At 44.7% G+C, this 18,283-nt stretch carries 10 protein-coding genes; all 10 read left to right on the top strand.

What is annotated here, in order from left to right; all coding sequences use genetic code 11:
• The first annotated feature begins 178 nt into the window (after positions 1-178).
• Positions 179-1,681, top strand: coding sequence for an L-arabinose isomerase (araA, locus tag AAGC78_RS05680; RefSeq protein WP_435783081.1), 1,503 nt, complete (start codon positions 179-181; stop codon positions 1,679-1,681).
• A gap of 261 nt (positions 1,682-1,942) precedes the next feature.
• Complete coding sequence (locus AAGC78_RS05675; protein WP_435783080.1) at positions 1,943-2,542, top strand: beta-phosphoglucomutase family hydrolase; 600 nt, start codon at positions 1,943-1,945, stop codon at positions 2,540-2,542.
• Positions 2,543-2,677: 135 nt separating this feature from the next.
• On the top strand, positions 2,678-4,045 hold the full coding sequence (locus AAGC78_RS05670; protein ID WP_435783079.1) for an MFS transporter: 1,368 nt from the start codon (positions 2,678-2,680) through the stop codon (positions 4,043-4,045).
• A 34-nt stretch (positions 4,046-4,079) separates the two neighbouring features.
• On the top strand, positions 4,080-5,048 hold the full coding sequence (locus AAGC78_RS05665) for a glycoside hydrolase family 43 protein (protein ID WP_435783078.1): 969 nt from the start codon (positions 4,080-4,082) through the stop codon (positions 5,046-5,048).
• A gap of 485 nt (positions 5,049-5,533) precedes the next feature.
• Entirely contained in the window at positions 5,534-7,072 is a 1,539-nt protein-coding gene (locus AAGC78_RS05660; RefSeq protein WP_435783077.1) for a methyl-accepting chemotaxis protein, read from the top strand.
• 65 nt (positions 7,073-7,137) lie between these two features.
• The gene (locus AAGC78_RS05655) at positions 7,138-7,434 is read left to right on the top strand and encodes a hypothetical protein (RefSeq protein WP_435783076.1); all 297 of its coding nucleotides are present in this window, start codon (positions 7,138-7,140) and stop codon (positions 7,432-7,434) included.
• A gap of 124 nt (positions 7,435-7,558) precedes the next feature.
• Positions 7,559-8,134, top strand: a complete 576-nt coding sequence (locus AAGC78_RS05650) for a hypothetical protein (protein WP_435783075.1) — start codon at positions 7,559-7,561, stop codon at positions 8,132-8,134.
• Positions 8,135-8,412: 278 nt separating this feature from the next.
• Positions 8,413-11,832 carry a LamG-like jellyroll fold domain-containing protein gene (locus tag AAGC78_RS05645; protein WP_435783074.1) on the top strand — a complete coding sequence of 1,140 codons (3,420 nt, stop codon included), beginning with the start codon at positions 8,413-8,415 and terminating at the stop codon, positions 11,830-11,832.
• A gap of 102 nt (positions 11,833-11,934) precedes the next feature.
• Positions 11,935-14,736 carry a TonB-dependent receptor gene (locus tag AAGC78_RS05640; RefSeq protein WP_435783073.1) on the top strand — a complete coding sequence of 934 codons (2,802 nt, stop codon included), beginning with the start codon at positions 11,935-11,937 and terminating at the stop codon, positions 14,734-14,736.
• Positions 14,737-15,341: 605 nt separating this feature from the next.
• Positions 15,342-18,194: a TonB-dependent receptor gene (locus AAGC78_RS05635; protein WP_435783072.1), complete on the top strand. Its 2,853-nt coding sequence runs from the start codon at positions 15,342-15,344 to the stop codon at positions 18,192-18,194.
• Positions 18,195-18,283 lie beyond the last annotated feature (89 nt).

Below are 18,283 nucleotides of genomic sequence, written 5' to 3'. Positions count from 1 at the left end.
GGCTGATTCTTTTTGCGACACGCCGTAAATACGTCCATGTAGGCTCGACTGCTGCATCCATGCAGCAGACGGTCTCAAAAAGAACCAGCCAATCCTTGCTCAATAGAATGTAGGTTGGGTAGAGCAGCGTAGGCAGCTTATTCCTAATAAAAAATCGAAAAATTTTGAGGAATCAAAAATGAAAATTTACGGCGATAAAGAAGTCTGGTTGGTTACCGGCTCACAAGATTTATATGGTCCAGGCGTTTTGAAACAAGTCGCCGAGAACAGCCAAAAAATCGCAGCAGGTTTAACTGAGTCGAGCAACATTTCTATCAAGATTGTTGCGCAACCTACCGTTAAATCACCAAAAGAAATTCTTGCTGTTGCACAAGCGGCAAATAGCAATCCGAATTGCGTTGGTTTGATTTTGTGGATGCATACCTTCTCTCCAGCAAAAATGTGGATCGCGGGTTTGAGTGCATTGAGCAAGCCTTACATGCATTTGCACACCCAATTCAATGCTGAATTGCCGTTTGCTGAGATCAATATGCACTTTATGAACCTTAACCAGTCTGCACACGGTGACCGTGAATTTGGTCATGTGAGCACTCGTTTGCGTCAAGAGCGCAAAGTGGTTGTTGGTCACTGGGCAACTGAATCAGTGCAAAAGCAAATCGATAGCTGGTGTCGTGTTGCTATGGGTTGGTACGCCAGCCAGAATTTGAAAGTAGCCCGCTTTGGCGACAACATGCGTCAAGTGGCTGTAACTGATGGCGATAAAGTTGCTGCACAAATCAAATTTGGTTATGAAGTTCACGCTTATGGTTTGGGCGATCTGCAAAAAGTAGTTGATGCAGTAACTGACGAACAAGTTGCAGCACAAATTGAATTGTACAAAAAAGAATACGATGTAAATCCAGCAATCTTTGATGACGAACATCAATTCCAAATGTTGAAAAACGAAGCGCGCCTTGAATTGGGTATGCTGAAATTTTTAACTGACGGCGACTTTGGTGCATTCACCAACTGTTTCGAAAACCTTACTGGTTTGACCAACCTGCCTGGCCTTGCAACCCAGCGTTTGATGGCTGCTGGAATTGGTTACGGTGGTGAAGGTGACTGGAAAACGGCTGCGATGGTTCACATTTGCAAAGTGATCTCTAAAGGCCGTGAAGGTGGTTCATCCTTTATGGAAGACTACACTTATCACTTTGGTGCTATTGACCAGGTTTTGGGTGCGCACATGCTGGAAGTGTGCCCTTCTATCGCTGCTGCAAAACCGAAGCTGGAAGTTCATTTGCACACCATCGGTTGTCGCAACGACATTGCTCGTTTGATCTTCACTGGTAAAGCGGGTCCTGCGCTGTGCATTTCTTTGATCGATATCGGTACTCGTTTCCGTGTGATCATCAACGAAGTAGACACCGTAAATCCACCACAAGAATTGCCGAAGTTGCCAGTAGCGAAAGCGCTTTGGGAACCGCGTCCTAATCTTGAAATTTCTGCTGCAGCCTGGATTCAAGCCGGTGGCGCACACCACAGTGCTTACACCCAAGGTGTGACTGCAGATGAGATCGTAGACTACGCTGAAATGGCGGGTATTGAAGCGGTTGTGATTGGTGAAGATACCACCGTGCGCAACTTCAAAACCGAATTGCGCCACAACGCGGCTTACTATCATTTAAAAGATGGTGTTTAAGTTTTGCTTTTAACGGTCTCGATATGAACTGAGATGTAGAAGGGTTAGGTAGAGGTTTGTGAGACCGTCTGCTGCATGGATGCAGCAGTCGAGCCTACATGGATGTATTCACGGCGCGTCACACAAGCCTCTACCTAATCCCTGATCCACCCGGCAGTAAACAATTTGTAAAGTCAGGTCTTTTCTTTTCGAACTTATGGCTGGTTTGTGCTCTAATTTCACCTTAACTGGTAATTTAATTAGCAAACCTGAGAGTAAAAGATGTACGACCAATACGAAGCACTGATTTTTGACATGGACGGTACTCTGGTCGATAGCGGCCAACTGCATGAATTTGCATGGAGCACCATGCTGAACAAATACGGCATTCCGATTGATCGCTTGCTGATGCGTTCTCTGGCCGGGGTTCCAACCAAAGGAACAATTGAAATACTGCTCGAAAAATTCAACATCAAAGTAGACGCTACCCTTGATGAAATGAACGATTTTAAAGAGCAGGTTGTGCATGAAAATATGCATAAGTATGTGAAGCCAACGGCATTGCTCGAAGTCGCGCAGAAGTATCACGGCATAAAACCTATGGCGATTGGCACGGGTGCTTATACCCAGGAAGCCGAATCCATTTTAAAAGTTTGTGGCTTGGATAAATACCTCAGCGCTGTTGTAGGTGCTGATCAGGTAGAAAACCCAAAACCCGCACCGGATACTTTTTTACGTTGTGCGGAACTTTTAGGTGTTGATCCAACCAAATGCGTCGTATTTGAAGATTCAAAACTCGGCCTGCAAGCAGCAGCGAGTGCAGGCATGGCTGGAATCGATGTGTTATTAGTTCATGCAGTAGAGAACGATTACTTTTTGTAAAAGCAAGAGCGAGCCGGATTATTCGGACACTACAAACCGTACAAAACGGTGAGAGATAAAGGAAGCGGCAATACGGCAGAATTCTGTTTGGTATTGCCGCTTTTTTTTAATAACAACACGAGGTCACTATAATAAATGCAAGCTACTAATGTGCACGCATCCGATAAATTATCGATCACCGAAAAAATAGGATTTGGCGCTGGCGATATGGCGTTGAACGTAGTGATCTCGTCGATGATGTTAATCATCACTTTTTATTACACTGATATTTTTGGTTTAACTCCCATGGATATGGGAATTTTATTTTTCACTGTAAAAGTGGTCGGTGCTATTTCCGATTTGGTGATGGGGCAAATCACTGATCGCTTTACCTTCCTGCAAGGCCGCTATCGCCCCTGGTTGTTATGGTTGGCAATTCCCTACGCGGTCAGCGTGTTTTTTGTTTTCACCACACCCAACTGGGAATACGATGCCAAATTAATTTGGGCCTATTCCACTTATATCATGATGACCTTGATCACTTCAGGTGTTGGTATCCCTTATATTTCATTGCCCAGCGCATTAACCAGTGATCCCAAAGAAAAATTATCTGCAAACGGCTATCGTTTATTCCTCGCAAAAATTGGTGCCTTTATGGTGGCGATTGTAGTACCACTGGTTGCGGGAATGTGGACTGATCATGCAGTGGGCTATCAAGTTGCTATGGCGATTATGTCGGCTGTCGGTGCAGTGATGTTTTTGTTTTGCTATTTCAAAACAACTGAGCGAGTTGTTCACGTAGTGGAACCACAATCACTATGGAATCAGTTTGTGCAGCTTCTGAAAAACGACCAGTGGTTAATTTTAGTGGCGGTCTGTGTTACCGGCACCATCGGTTATGTTATTCGCGGCTCGGTTGCCATTTATTACGCGAAATATTATTTGGGTGGTGATGAAGCATTAGTGTCGGCGTTTTTATCGACTGGTGTTGCCGCCGCTATTTTGGCGATGATTGCGTCTACCTGGATTACCAAACTTTATTGCAAGATTAAATTGTTCCGCTACACCCAGCTGATCGTTGCTGCATTGAGTGTTGCTATCTATGTGCTTGTTGGCCCGCAAGATGTATTGCTCGCGTTTATCCTGTATTTCCTCTTGTCGTTTGTGGTGGATCTGCACGCCCCTGTGTTCTGGTCGATTATTTCTGAAACCATTGACTATGGCCAAGTGAAAAATGGTAAGCGAGTATCCGGTTTTGCGTATGGTGGAATTTCGGTTGGACAAAAAGCAGGAATGGGGATTGCCGGTTTAATGGTGGGTTGGTTGTTAACCTATTTCCAATATGTTCCTAATCAGGCGCAATCGGAATTTGCGTTGATGGGTATTGCGTTAATGCTGTCGATCATTCCAGGATTTTTTCATGCTTTGATGGGATTGTTCATGTTCAAGTATCGCATCAATGATGGCTATTACGCAGGCCTTAAAAATGAAATGCGTGCGAAAGGCTATATCGCAGAACATTAATGCACAAAAGTATTAAAAAACATTGGAGACTATTGTGAGCGAAGTATTAAAACCCCTCATCCCTCAACGCGCAGACCCGTTCGTGTATAAACACACCGACGGCTATTATTATTTCACTGCATCTGTACCTTTATATGATCGTATTGAATTGCGCCGCGCTAAAACCATCGCAGAATTGGCAACAGCACCAACAGTGGATGCATGGCACAAACCGGATACCGGCCCTTACAGTGAGTTAGTTTGGGCACCGGAAATTCATTTCAATAAAGATCCATCTTCGGGTGAATATGCCTGGTATGTTTATTTCGCAGCAGCACCTAGCCGTGAAATTAAATTCAATTTGTTCCAGCATCGCATGTATGCCATCCGCAATAAAAATGCGAATCCGCTCGAAGGTGAGTGGGAGTTTATGGGGCAGGTGGATTCGGGTATTGATACCTTCTGCCTGGATGCAACTACCTTCACTCATAAAGATGTTCTCTATTATGTGTGGGCACAAAAAGATGTGAACATTGAAGGTAACTCCAATATTTATATCGCGCCGATGAAAACCCCATGGCAGTTGGCGAGTGAGCCGGTAATGCTCACCAAGCCTGAATTTGAATGGGAAATTCGCGGCTTCTGGGTTAACGAAGGTGCGTCCATTGTGAAACGCAATGGAAAAATTTTCCTGAGCTACTCTGCCAGTGCAACCGACGAAAATTATGCGATGGGGTTATTGTGGGCTGATGAGAATGCTGACCTGCTTGATCCGGCATCCTGGGTGAAATCCAAAGAGCCAGTATTGCGTTCCGATATCGAAAACAAAATCTTTGGCCCCGGCCATAACAGTTTCACCTACGCAGAAGATGGCGATACGGTGATGCTGGTTTATCACGCGCGCACTTATACCGAAATTGAAGGCGACCCACTGTGGAATCCGGATCGCCATACGTTTGTAAAACCTTTGCGCTGGAACGATCAAGGTATGCCGGAATTCGGACGTCCTTCTTTCGCTGATTAATTCTTCGCTTCTTACCTAAAAAATCCCCCCATCAATAACTTTTGATGGGGGGATTTTTTTTGTCCCCAATTAAAAGATATAACGAGTGTAATTTTTAGTTAAAAAGTCGCGTAAATTTTCTGCATAAGTATTTTTCTCTGCCTATAGTTAGAAGGCATCACCAAGGATCACGGCGCGCAATTTTCTGGACAGTGGTTCTTGATATTGATGGTTTGCTAATGACATCTGCTAACTGCAATACACCTACGACAGAACTTTGTCGCTTCTCCGTGTTAATCCTGTTTGGTTTTTAGAATCGCCATTTTCCCGACTGAATTTTTATTTTTATTCCAAAAAAAATAATAAATGGGAAAATTTTGGATTTTTATTCTAAAAATAGAATAAAAAAAGATGCATTTGAAAAATTGTCTGCTAGGCTTATGCGCAAATTGTGACCAATATCACATTTGCATTGGTCCACTATTTATGTCCGCTCAGAGGTGTAAGTGAATAATTTATCGCTCAAATGGAAGATTCTGCTCAGCGTTACGCTGACCTGTATCGCTGCTGTTGTTGTAACCACGCTGGTGACTGTGCGCTCCGGTATTGCTACAACTGAAGCTGCCATTGTTGAAGATACTCGTACCCTGGCGCAGGTATTGGGTGAGGCAAGTATTGGCGCAATGACTTTTGATGACGCCGCTACTGTTAGTGCATCGCTGGGTGCTTTGCGTGTTAGTCCGCGTGTGTTGAGTGCGGTTGTTTATAACAACAAAACCCCATTTGCCTGGTACGAGAAAAATACTGATTCCAAAACCGTTCCGCGTGAATTGTCTGGTAGTCCGCGTGCGGCAGGCATAGAAACCAAAGGTAAATTATTAACGATTACTGAAACCATTAAATCTGATGGTGCAGCTATAGGCGCAATTAGTTTGCGTGTTGATATGGCTGAAGTGGACGTGATTGTTACCGATGCAATTTATTCTGCGGTGGGTTTGATTTTTATTATTAGCTTGGCTGCTGCATCTTTGGCTTACGCCGTACAGTTAAGTATTGTTCGTCCCGTTAACAATGTTGTGACTGCGTTGCGTGATATTGCTGAAGGTGAAGGTGATTTAACTCGTCGCTTGCCAGTGACTGGCAATGATGAAGTTTCAGAGTTAGCGCGTTGCTTCAACCAGTTCGTTGAGCGTTTGCAATCGATCATCGCCAGCGTTGCAGCAACTGCACGTGAAGTGAGTGACAATGCGGTAAATCTGTCGCAATTGTCACGTGAAAATGAGCGTGAAATTCGCACCCAGCAAACTGAAATCCAACACATCGTTGGTGCAGTAAAAGAAATGGCGGGTGTGGTGCAGGACGTAACCGTAAGCGTAACTGAAACTGCGGATAAATCTCTGCAAGCAGACAGCGCTGCATCGGCAGGTAAAACCCTGGTTGTAAATACCATGGGACAAATTACCAACCTGTCGGGCGATATTAAAACGGCTGCAGATGTAATTGATCGTTTGCGCCAAGAAACTGTGAGCATTGGTTCGGTATTGGATGTAATTCGCGGTATCGCTGAACAAACCAACTTGCTGGCTTTGAACGCTGCAATTGAAGCGGCGCGTGCAGGCGAACAAGGGCGTGGCTTTGCGGTTGTTGCTGATGAAGTACGTACGCTTGCATCAAAAACACAAAGTTCTACCACTGAAATTCGCGAAATGATCGAGCGCTTGCAGTCGGGTTCCCGTGAAGCTGTAGAAATGATGGCAGCCGGTACTAATCAGGCAGGCAATGCTGTGGTGCAGGCGAGCGATGCGAGCCATGCATTGGAAAATATTACCGAGATTGTGAGTGTTATCCGCGATAGAACCAATCAAATCGCGGCGGCGTCGGAGCAGCAAAGTGCTGCAACACGTCAGATTGAAAGCAACATCGACCGTATTTCTTCGGTTGCAACCCATACCGCAGATAGTTCCAGCCGTATTACTACCAACACGGGTAATTTGGCAGAAATGGCTGGGCGTATGGCTGAATTGGTAGGACGTTTTAGAGTGTGATTTTGTTAGTTTTTTAATTGGATGTTTTTAATTTAACCCTGTTGTTCAGTTCTAGAGGAAAAATCATGAAATCGTTTGTTATCGCCGTTACTCTTTTTGCTTCATGCCTGGTGTCATCTTTCGCATCTGCTTGTGCAAAACCTGCAGCCAAGCCGGATATTCCGGACGCGGCCACAGTAGTTACAGCGCAAATGGTGAAAGCTAACAATGATATGAAAGCTTATGTGAAAGATATGGAGACCTATTTAGGTTGTGCTGGTCTGGGCCGTTCAGACGAGAAAAAAGAACTTGATGACCTGAAAAAATTCGCTGAAGATTTCAACCAGGTTGTGCGTGCATTTAAAGCAAGATCAGCTGGTTAATAGAGTTTTGTAAAATAAAAACCCGCCGAACGGCGGGTTTTTTTTGGCTTCGCTATAGTGGTTGTGTTAAAAAGTTATTTAGTTGCTTTCCCTCAATGCGCATTTATTCAGGACGATAATAATTATGCAAGGCGATAATATCTATGCTCCCCCGGAATCCGAGTTGCAGCAGCCCCTGCCAGATACCGGGTCGCAAGAATTTTATGTGGTGTCAAAATCAAAGTTCTCGATCCTGTATTTTTTGACCTTTGGCATCTATGCACTTTATTGGCACTACAAAAATTGGACTCAATACCGGCGTAAGCATAATGAAAGTTGTTTTCCGGTGATGCGTGCAATTTTCTCGATCTTTTTTACCCATAGCTTATTCAGCGAAATTCGCTACCGCTTGAAAGTTAATCATCCTGATGTGAGTTGGAGTTCAGGAGCCTGGGCGACTATGGTTGTGATTGTGGTTATTGCTGAGCGCGCGACTGAAAAGCTGCCATCAGAGCTGCTGTCCTCATTTCTTCCGTTCGTTTGTTATATCGCCCACGGGCTTATGTTGCTGAAGGTCCAGTCACTGATTAACCTGGCCTGTGATGATATTGATGGTGTTTCTAATAGCCGGTTTTCGATCCTGAACTATTTATGGGCTGGTTTGATACCGGTCATTATCCTGTACTACGCACTGGAGAGCGCGGAACTCCTGAACTTCTAGAGCTATTTCCTCCCTCTCCCCAAAGCCGCAGCAGCGGCTTTTTTTTCGCCCGCTATTCGCTGCTCCGCGCAGCTCAGATTTTCCTCAAAAAGCCGCGTTCGGGACTTTACTCGCGGTGAACTGTATGACAATATGAAACGATAGTATTATTGTATGACATAATAATCTGTGAGTTTATCAAGCTGCCCGCAAAAGGCGCTGATTGAGATCGCTGCAGGGCTACTGCAGTCGTTCTGGCCTGACATTGAATAAGAAATAACAATACGAGGAACAACCCTATGAAGCTAACAAGTCTGACGCTTGTCATCGGCGGCCTGCTGGTTTTGACCAGTTGTGGTGGTGGCGGTAGCGAAAAATCCTATCCATCTACACCTGCGACCTCCGCACCTTCCTACAGTAAACCTACTGTGGCGAGCACAATTCCGCTTACGCCTGAGGGCTCGGTGAAGTGGCTTGATATAGGCGTGCATGATCCTTCAGTGGTAAAGGCGGGTAATGATTATTATATTTTTGGCTCGCACCTGGCGGCGGCCAAATCCAGTGATTTGATCAACTGGGAATACATTTCTGTTTTGTCCGCTAACGATAAAGTGGACGAGAGCCCACTCTTCAATACTTATTCCAGCGAAATCGCTGAAGGTATTGCTTGGACGGACGGTTTCAAAGGCAACTGGGCTGCTGATGTTATCAAAGCTCCCAATGGAAAATATTGGTTCTACTACAACCATTGCGCACAAACCGAAGCCGATAACGGTGGCTGCTGGAACCGTTCCTATTTAGGTTTGGCTGAAGCTGATTCGGTTGACGGCCCTTACAAAGATAAAGGCGTTTTCCTGCGTAGTGGTTACAGAACACCAAGTGAATTCACCCAATATCCATTAGATAACGGCCAAACCACCTGGAACGGCGCCGTTGATCCCAATGCAATTGACCCTGCGGCTTTCTACGATAAAGAAAACAAGTTGTGGATGGTGTACGGCTCCTATTCGGGCGGCATTTTTGTGCTGGCAATGGATGAGTCTACTGGTAAACCAGAAGCTGGCCAGGGTTACGGCACGCGTTTGCTCGGCGGTGATTTCCGTGCGATAGAAGGTGCTTTTGTTACCTATAGTCCTGTTGCGGATTACTACTACCTGTTCTATTCCGTTGCCGGTTTTGCCGCTAACGATGGCTACAACATTCGCATCGCTCGCTCAAAAACGCCAAAAGGTCCTTACCTTGATCCGGCTGGTAATGATATCGCCAAAGGGGCAGGGCTTGAGGTTGGTGGCAAGCTGTTAGGTGGTTTTGAATTTACCAAATCGCTGGGTGATACAGGTCCTTCGTGGGGTTATCAATCACCAGGTCATAACTCTGCCTACTATGATGAAGCGACCAAGCGTCATTTGTTGGTAACGCACACTCGCTTCCCATCAACTGCAACTGCTTATCCAACTAATCCTGAAGCACATGCTGTACGTGTGCATGAAATGTTTGTAAGCAAAGATGGTTGGTTAGTGGTATCACCACAGCGTTACGTTCCGCTCAATGGCAATAATCTGGTTGATGTTGCGCAAATTCCCGGCCACTACAAATTTGTGAACCAGGGTAAAACTGTAAATAAAACCGCAATTAAATCGGGTTACATCACCCTGAACGAAAACCGCACTGTCACTGGCAGTGAAAAAGGTTCATGGCTCACCCAAGGTGATGACTCTATTAAATTGGTGTTGGATTCCGGTACTTATTTTGGCGTGGTCAAATGGCAGTGGGATGATGGCACAAAAGAATTAGTGCCAGTGTTTTCTGCGATGGCAACTGACGGTGCTTCAGTATTTGGTACTCGCACTGATTCTATCGCGGGCACTGCAACCGCATTAAATACAGTTTCTTCTGCACTGGATATCAAAACCGAATTAACGCTTGCAGACGAAGGTTATTCACTTCCTACCGTTGGCAAAAGCGGCACCGTTATTAATTGGGTTAGCAGCAACGAATATTTTATCGATTCAAAAGGCAACGTATTTATCCCAACGCCTGATTTGGGTGATCAAACCGTTACTCTAACTGCAAACCTTTCTCTCGGTGGTCAAGCCACCACCAAAACATTCAGTGTGACATTGAAAGCGCGTCCTGCATTCAGAAACGCAGTTGCGCACTATTCATTTGATAACAATTTAGTCGATGGGCTGAGTAATTTTGTAAATGCTGAATCGACTGATCGTGATCTCAATAATAAAGGCGCCGGCAGTTTAAGTTATAGCGCAGGCAAGAAAGGCCAATCTGTGGTGCTGGATGGCAATAGCGCTATTCGTTTACCTGACAACATTATTAAATCCGGTCAATTCACTGTTTCATTCTGGTCTAACAGTGCAGAGCTACGTGAACACACTCCTGCATTTTTTGCCGCTAAAGATGTCGATAACTGGTTGAGTTATATCCCTGGTAAAGCATGGTTCACCACCCAGTCACTCATTTGGAGTTTCTTTGGTGGAATTCCTGCGGCTGATAATGGTGATTGGAATCAAATCGTTGCTGGCGGAACTGCTCCAATCAATCAATGGCAGCATGTTGCAATTACCTATGATGCGCCGGTAATGAAGCTTTTCATCGACGGTAATTTTGCAGGGCAGATGAATCGCGCCAACATATTTTCGTCCGGTGGTTTTTATGCACTGGGAGCAAACTTTGGTTGGGATAATCCATTCAAGGGCCAAATCGATGAGTTTATTGTTTATGACTATGCATTGAGTTCATTGGATATTAACGGCGCTGCAATTAATAACCTGACCGATCAATCCCAATTCGCCGGTTTTGTGAAAGATGCTTTGGATCTTGGTGATCTTTCTGCTGTACGCGAAAATTTTGATTTGATCCGTGTCGGTCCATTCGTCTCTGGTATTAGCTGGACCTCCAGTGATGAAAATTTCCTTAAGCCTACTAATGGTGTGGCGGTTGTTAAGCAACCTACCGCAGATGAAGGTGATAAAACCATTACCTTGACTGCACACATCAGCTATCAAGGTTTTAAAGATACAAAAACATTCCAGGTAACTATCAAATCACTGGCTCCAGCTGAGTACAGTTTTGATGGCAGCTTGACTGCGCTGAATGGCACAGCTGCTGAAGGAAAAGTGACTGGTAATTTCATCCATAACACCGGTGGTGCGGTTAATTATGTCGAGGGTGTCAAAGGGCAAGCAGTAAACCTGAATGGCGCAACCGGTATTCGCCTGCCAGACAATTTAATTACCACCAACAGCTACGCAGTTTCTCTCTGGTTAAAACCATCGGCATTTACTAATTACACCACTGCGTTTTTTGGTGGTGCGAATGCCAACATTTGGTTGAGTTTGGTTCCATCAATGAATGGGTCAGACAAGACCCGCGTGTGGGCGAATTCACCTAATGGTTTTTACGATAACGCGGAATTAAGCAATCGTATTCCTGTTGGTCAATGGACTCATCTGGTGTTGATGGTTGATGGCGAAAACAATAACACCATAAAAATATACGTGAACGGTGTGCAGCAACTCGAAGCGACGGGATTCCCGCGTGTCATGACTGTTGCGGGCGAAACCAATGAGTTTGCACTGGGTGTGAATTATTGGGATACCCCGTTCAACGGAGCGATTGATGAGTTGAAGGTATACACCGGAACCATTAGTGCCGAGAAGATTAATTCACTCTACAAAGAAGGATTGCCAGCAAACCAATAAGCGGCAGCGAGGGGGAGGTACTCCCCCTCAAATTCAATCCTGACAGTTGAGTTAACACCTACGGCCTTAACTCAAAGTTTAATAAAAATTATGAGGTTCATCATGTATAAGAAGACAGCCTTAGTCAGCGCAATTCTCGCTGCAATGATGGCGCAAGTGAGCAGCGCACAAGAAGAACAAGTCGAAGAAATTGTTGTACAGGGTATTCGCGAAAGTTTAAGCAAGGCGCTCGATATCAAGCGTGAAAATATTCAAATTGTCGATTCTATCGTCGCTGAAGATATTGGTAAGTTTCCAGACAACAACGTGGTTGAGGCTTTGCAGCGCGTTACCGGTGTACAAACAACTGGCCGTGGTGCTGGTCAGGTAACAGGCGTATCGATTCGTGGTTTAACCGATGTGCATACAACTGTTAATGGTCGTGATGTGTTCACAGGTTCAGGTCGCTCGGTTGCGCTGCAAGATATTCCAGCGAGTTTGCTTTCGAATGTAATGGTTTATAAAACCCGCTCCGCCGATCAGGTTGAGCGTGGTATTGCCGGTTCAATCGATATCAAAACCCATCGCCCGTTTAATTTTGATGGCGAAAAAATTGTAATCGCTGGTCGTGGAATTTATTCGGATCAACCGGATGAAATTGACCCAAACGTGAGTGCGCTATTTAGCAATCGTTGGGAGTTATCCAGTGGCGGTGAGTTTGGTGCATTGGTAAACGTGTCTTACGCGGAAACCCATTATCGCGATGACACTATGACTGCCGGTGCGGTGTTCCCGTACTTCAGTGCAAATCCACATTTAGGTTATGCACCTTATCAAATGATCCCCAATTCATATAACAATGTACCTGTGTGGCAGGCGGGCCTTGAAACCGGTCTTCCTAATGCTGCAGGCTCAACGCTAAATGTTGGTGGAGCAGATTACGATTATTTGTTGATGCGCGATGCAGTATTCGGAACTTCATATACTGGTTTGCGCGAGCGCCCAGCGGCCACGGTTTCTCTGCAATGGGCACCGAACGATGAGTTGGAAATAACTGCAGAAGGTTTTTATACCGGCTATCGCAATGAATCGCAAAATGCGATGTGGTTTAGCAATACACTTGAGCATCAAAACGGCAACATTGCTATCCCTACTGTTTATGAAGGCACCAATGTTGTTAAAGAGCATCAAGGGCGCGATAACGGCGGTTTCCAAAGTGGCGATTACTCGACAGGAAAAACCGACAGCTATTTATATGCCCTCGGCGCAAAATGGACGCCGACTGATAATGTCACCGTTAATTCAGAAATTGTTTATCAGGACAGTAAATACACCACCGATTTTTTTGCGATGCGTTTTGAGCGTGTAGCTTACGGCTTGGATGTTGATTACAACGATCGCGATGGAGTTCCTTCAGTGGTGTTCTGGGATAACCCAGCGACTACTGGTTTGGATGAATCTGATATGGCCGCTGTGGGCAACTGGAAAGCATCCGGCATGTGGGATAACGGTGGCGGTAACCAAGGTGATTCCACCAGTATTACTACAGATGTTGAGTGGAAGTTGGAAGGCGACTTTATTCAATCCATTAAAGTAGGTGGCCGTTACGAAGAGCGTAACGCGCAAGATTTTACTCGTGGTCAAGAGTCCTGGGCGACCGGCGGTAAAACTGTTAGCGAGCTGATGGATGCTTTAGTTGATGCTGGTGCAGCAGGTGATGGCTCTGGACTCATCTTCACTGTTAATGATTATTTCGATGGCCGCGCCAATATTTTTGATAGTTTTATTACTGCGGACGGTAGTTATTTGCTGGCGAACGCCGATGCAGTGCGCAGTGTTTATGGATTGGAAAAAGAAAGTACTACCAAAGTATTTGATGTAACGGAAACATCGTCTGCACTTTATGCAACCACCAAATTTAATGTCACCGATGATTTAACCGGTGAGTTCGGCGTGCGTTACGTAAATTACGAACAGGACATGGAGTTCTGGGCAGAAACAGGCACTAACACCAATATCTACAACAACGATACTGGTAACGGAAAAGCAGACAAACTATTACCGAGTTTGGTGTTGAACTGGAACATCACCGGTGAGTTGGTTGGTCGTTTTGCTTACACCGAAACATTGCGTATGCCGAACTTCGGCGATTTGAATCCGCTGCAATATTTCCAGGACCCATTAACGTCCGTACCTTATGGTACCGGTAGCGGCGGTAACCCGGATCTAAAACCAACTGAATCGACTAACTACGATTTATCACTTGAATGGTATTTTGCTCCGGGCAGTTCTTTGTACGGTGCGGTGTTCAAACGTGAAATTGATGGTCTGGTTATTGGCGGAAAGAAAACCATTAATCGCACAGGTAATGACGGCGTTACGCGCGATTATGTGTTGACTACCGGTGTAAACGCAGCTGATGGTGAATTGTCAGGTTTGGAAGTTGGTTTGGTTTATTTCCCGGATAACTTGCCTGAAGTGTTGGATGGCCTTGGTGTGCAGGCAAGCTTCACCTTGCTGGACTCCGAACAAAAAACACCTGAGTACGGTCTTGCCGGTGAAATTACCAAATACGTCGATTCTAAAATGACGGGTGTGTCGGATTCGTCTTACAGCCTTGTGCTGGCATACGATAAAGACGCATATGAAGCGCGCTTGTCGTATGTCTGGCGTGAAAAGTTTTACACGGGTAATGAAGCCGCTATTTTTGCTAACCCGATTCAATTCTGGAGTCGTCCAGAACAGAGTTTGGATCTGCAATTTAGCTATGACGTCACCGACAATCTGGTTGTGACCTTTGATGCAACCAACTTGTTGGATGATGTTTATCAAAGTTACTACGGTGAAGGAAATCAAAACCTGTATAACTTTGGCAATGCGATTTACTCAAAAACATTTGCAGTGGGTGCGCGTTACTCGTTCTAATTGCCTAAGTGCTCTAATTGATGCAAATGAAACCCTGGCCGAAAGGTCGGGGTTTTTATTTTATACATGGACAAAATTTTATAGGAAAGAACTAGTAAATTACTTTTGTTTGTATATAATCATACAAATGTGTGATTGGCTGATTTTGCCTATTACTGGCTGTTTTTGTTCGTGTAGTTTTGCTTGGAGTTTTATCCCTTTGTCGTTGGATGGTGTAGCGATTTATTGTTAACACCACTTTTTCAGCCGTTACAGCCTCTGTGGCGGCTTTTTTTTGCCCCTAAATCGCTGTTTGAGGTGTAACTACCGGTAACAAATTTTGGCGCCATTTTAGGCAATTATGGATATTTCAAGGAAAACTTGACCACCTTGTTGACTCATTAAAAGCATAAGAATAGTATTAAATTGTCTTACAATATGTATATTTGTTGGCCTCTTTATGTTGTACCTGTTGCGATGCTTTTCTGCTTCCCAACCAAAATAACCATAAACCGCTAACTGCGTTATTGAGACAAGACCCTACAAGAATTACCGACTTTAATAATAAGGATTGCTCCTGCATCCAGTGATGTGGCAGGTGTGATCGAGCACGGGAGAGATCATTCATGTTCCAGAAAAAAACACTCAGTTTATCTATTGCGATGATCGCCGCATTGGGCTCGTCCTATGCCGCGGTTGCGCAGGAAGAACAGGTAGAAGAAATTGTTGTTTCCGGTATTCGCGCGAGCTTGACGCAAGCACTTGATGTGAAGCGTACGAATACACAAATCGTTGATGCGATTGTGTCGGAAGATATCGGTAAATTTCCTGACAATAACGTTGTGGAGGCATTGCAACGTGTAACAGGTGTTCAGGTAACGAATCGTGCTTCAGGCGAAGTGGCTGGTATTTCTATACGTGGTCTTACCGATATCAATACTACAGTTAACGGCCGCAATATTTTTACTGCATCTGGTTTGTCCGTTGCTTTGCAAGATATCCCTGCCAGTCTAATCAAGCAGGTAGATGTTTATAAAACCCGGTCGGCATCGCAAATTGAAAATGGTATTGCCGGTTCGGTTGACATTAAAACCCAGCGTCCATTTGATTTTGATGGAAATAAATACGTGCTAGCAGCACGTGGTGTTTACGGTGAGCAAGATGGTTATACCGACCCTATTATTAGTGGTTTGGCTAGCAATCGCTGGGATACTGGTGCTGGCGAGTTTGGAGCTTTAGTTAACCTCTCCTATAACGAAATGCATTATCGCGACCAAAGCGTAACTCCTGGTGCGATGGTGCCGTTTGCGAGCAACAATCCACTTGCTCCATTCACTAATTACGAGCGTATTTTCCTCGACAAGCCAGGCGTAACTGAGAATCCAATCTGGACTCCTGGTTTATTAAACGGTCTTCCGAATACCGCAGGTTCGACCTTGGATGTTAATGGTCAGCCAATGGAATATTTACTTGGTCGTGACGCCATCTTCGCAAGTGATTTTACCGGTAAGCGTGAGCGTACAGCGGCGAACGTTTCGTTCCAATTTGCACCTAACGATACTTCTGAATATTTATTTGAAGCTTTCTACAACGGCTACCGCAATGAATCTTTTAATTCATTAATGTTTTCTTTTGCCGATTGGTGGGGTGAGTACGCTAACAACCCAGATGCTGCGAATATTGAGGTTTTCGAAGGAACCAATATTATTAAATCGCGCAGTGTGAACGGTCAGTACATGTTTACCAGTGGTGACTTGAGCACCGGTAAAACAGATAGCTTTGTTTATGCGCTGGGCGGCAATTGGGATATCGGCGATAACCTGAAAGTGAAATCAGAATTGACTTATCAGGACAGCGAATATTCTACCGATTTCGTTGGTATGCGCTTTGATAAAGGTGGCTATCAATTAGATGTGGATTTTAACGCGGGTGGCGGTTTACCTGCGTACAGCTTCCCTGATAATCCTGCGACAGCCAATGTTGATGAAAGTGATTTGACTGATTTGGTTGCATGGAATAGCGCACAGTTCTATGACTCTGGGGCTCGCAATAAAGGTGATGCTACAACCTTCACTATCGATGCAACTTACACCACAGATTTTAGTATTTTCACTGCCTTTGATTTTGGTGTGCGTGTTGATGATCGCACTGCATCAGAAGCGAGCAGAAGACAAGGTGTCAAGAATTCCGCCATCACTGCCTATGACAGCTACAACATTATCGATGGTGCATATAATGGTGGTATTGCCATTGAGTCAATCCAGGGTATTGCTTCTATCAACAAAGGCTTCTTTGATGGTGAAGCTGATGTGCCTACAACCTGGGCCGCTGCAAATGGTCATTATCTGAAAAGCAATATCACTGAAATGAGAGGACTTTATGGTTTAACCGAGTTGCCTCTTATTAAAGGTTTTGATATCGAAGAGTTGACTACTTCTGCGTACGTTACCGCAAAATTTGAGACTGATTTAGTTGGCAAACAATTGGATGGTGAATTCGGTTTGCGCTACACCGGTTCTGATACCGACATGGTTTTTACTGATATCAATAAAGAGTTGGCTAATCCGACAGTTAATAACTCTTCTTCAGCCAGTGCTGATACCTCTAAAGTATTGCCAAGTTTGATGGTTCGTTATCATTGGACTGACAGTTTGGAATCGCGCTTTGCCTATACCGAAACTTTACGTCGCCCTGCGTTTAGTCAACTTAATGCCAATATCACTTATAACGAAGATGTAACCAATGTTGGTTACGGTACTGCATTTGGTGGCAACTCGAATTTGGCTCCAACCGAATCGAAAAACTACGACTTCTCATTAGAGTGGTATTTTGCCGATAGCAGTTCTTTGTACGGGACTTTGTTCCAGCGTGATATCGACGGTTTTGTTATCGATTTCCGCCGCCAAGTTCAACGTGAAAAACCCAATGGTGAAATGGGTACCTACGTGTTGAGTCAGCCGTACAATGCGTCTAATGGCGAATTAAAAGGTTTGGAATTGGGCGCTGTTTGGTTCCCTGATAATCTGCCATCAGCGTTGGATGGTTTTGGTATCCAGGCGAGCTACACCGCGCTGGAATCATCACAAACCACACCTATCACTAACTCTGCAGGTGAAATTATCGAAACCAAGAAAACTGATTTGTTTGGTGTTTCCGACGAGTCTTACAGTGTTGTGCTGGCCTATGATAAATACGATGTGGGTGTTCGCTTGTCTTATGCGTGGCGTAGTGAGTTCCTGAGTAACTATGAAGCAGCAGCATTTGCTAACCCATTGGAAGTCTGGAGAAAACCAGAGTCCAGTTTGGATTTGCAGGTGACTTACGATGTTAATGACAACCTGTCGTTAACATTGGATGGTACTAACTTGACTGAAGAAATTTATCAAAGTTATTACGGTGAAAATGGTTCAACTACTAATAACTTCGGTTCAGCACTTTACAGTCGTACCATTGCAATTGGTGCGCGTTTAACTTTCTAAGTTAACGTGAAGTTTTACAAGAGTTAAGTTATGCAAGAAAGGCAGCTTGAAAGGGCTGCCTTTTTTATTATTGGCTTTTTAGATTTTTA

The organism is Cellvibrio sp. (genome assembly GCF_039207905.1).
In the GTDB taxonomy this organism is placed as follows: Bacteria; Pseudomonadota; Gammaproteobacteria; order Pseudomonadales; family Cellvibrionaceae; genus Cellvibrio.
Note: the sequence above shows the minus strand (reverse complement) of the source record. Positions and strands in the feature narration are given on the sequence as shown.